Raw genomic sequence first — 1,113 nt, forward strand, 5'->3', positions numbered from 1 at the left:
AGGTCTGAGCTTTATTAAGCAGCTACTCAAAAAGTAATGATCGCCTTGCCTCTAGCAAATCGAACCCTGTATAGTTACACTGTTACTACTTGAGGAGGGGTGTGTGATCAAGGTTTTGGCACTACTGGCAACCCTATTTTGGGGACTGGCCTGGGCCCAGCAAGGCGAGGTTCGAGTGGCGGTGGCGGCCAACTTGCGCGACACTTTCCTCGAGCTGTCACAGGCGTTTAGCCGAAACCACCCCAATATCAGGGTAATTCCCAGTTTCGGGTCTTCGGGAGCCTTTACCCAACAAATAACACAGGGCGCGCCCTTTGACATCTTTATGTCCGCGGATCTGCATTTCCCCCAGGAGCTACAACGGCGGGGTCTGGTCGAGGAGGGAACTCTTCGCACTTATGCGATTGGCAAACTGGCCTTGTTTATTCCCAGCCGGGTGGGGGTACGGGCTACGGGCTTAGAGGTCTTAACTGACCCCAGAATCCAGCGCCTGATTATTGCCAATCCCGAGGTCGCACCTTATGGGGCTGCCTCTGTACAGGCCATGACCCGTGCTGGGGTGTATGAAGCAGTGCGGGGAAGGATTGCGCTAGGACAGAATATTGCCCAGGCCGCTCAGCTTACTCTGGCAGCGGGAGACGCAGGTTTTGTAGCCCTGTCTGCTATCTACGGCCCGGACATGCGACAGCAAGGTACCTGGTATATCGTGCCCCAGAGGATGTTTGATCCACTCGAGCAGGCTTATGTCATCGTCAGAGGTCGTGCGCGACCCGAGGTACGGGCCTTATACGCCTTTTTGCATTCTCCCGAGGCCAACCGCATCTACCGGGCCTGGGGGTACGATCTTCCGAGAACTGCACCGTGATCGAGTCGCTGCTACTGACGCTAAGACTGGCCTTCTGGGTCTCCCTCACCCTGCTTTTGCTGGCTGGGCCTCTGGCCTGGATTTTGGCCCGCCATAACTTTCGCGGCAAACGGCTGCTGGAAACGGTTTTGTTGCTGCCGCTGGTGCTTCCCCCCACCGTTTTGGGGTTTTACCTGCTGTTACTGCTGGGCAAAAATGGTCCCATCGCGGACTGGACTGGATTTACACTGGCGTTCACCTTTACCGGC

General features: G+C 56.2%; 1 protein-coding gene and 1 pseudogene. Both read left to right on the plus strand.

What is annotated here, in order from left to right; genetic code table 11:
- The first annotated feature begins 103 nt into the window (after window positions 1–103).
- Window positions 104–865 carry a molybdate ABC transporter substrate-binding protein gene (modA, locus tag Q0288_RS05415; protein ID WP_299428324.1) on the plus strand — a complete coding sequence of 254 codons (762 nt, stop codon included), beginning with the start codon at window positions 104–106 and terminating at the stop codon, window positions 863–865.
- A pseudogene (locus tag Q0288_RS05420) lies at window positions 862–1,113 on the plus strand (molybdate ABC transporter permease subunit); the annotation flags it as partial. The gene modA and the pseudogene Q0288_RS05420, both read left to right, overlap by 4 nt.

The organism is uncultured Meiothermus sp. (genome assembly GCF_937863175.1).
GTDB lineage: Bacteria > Deinococcota > Deinococci > Deinococcales > Thermaceae > Meiothermus.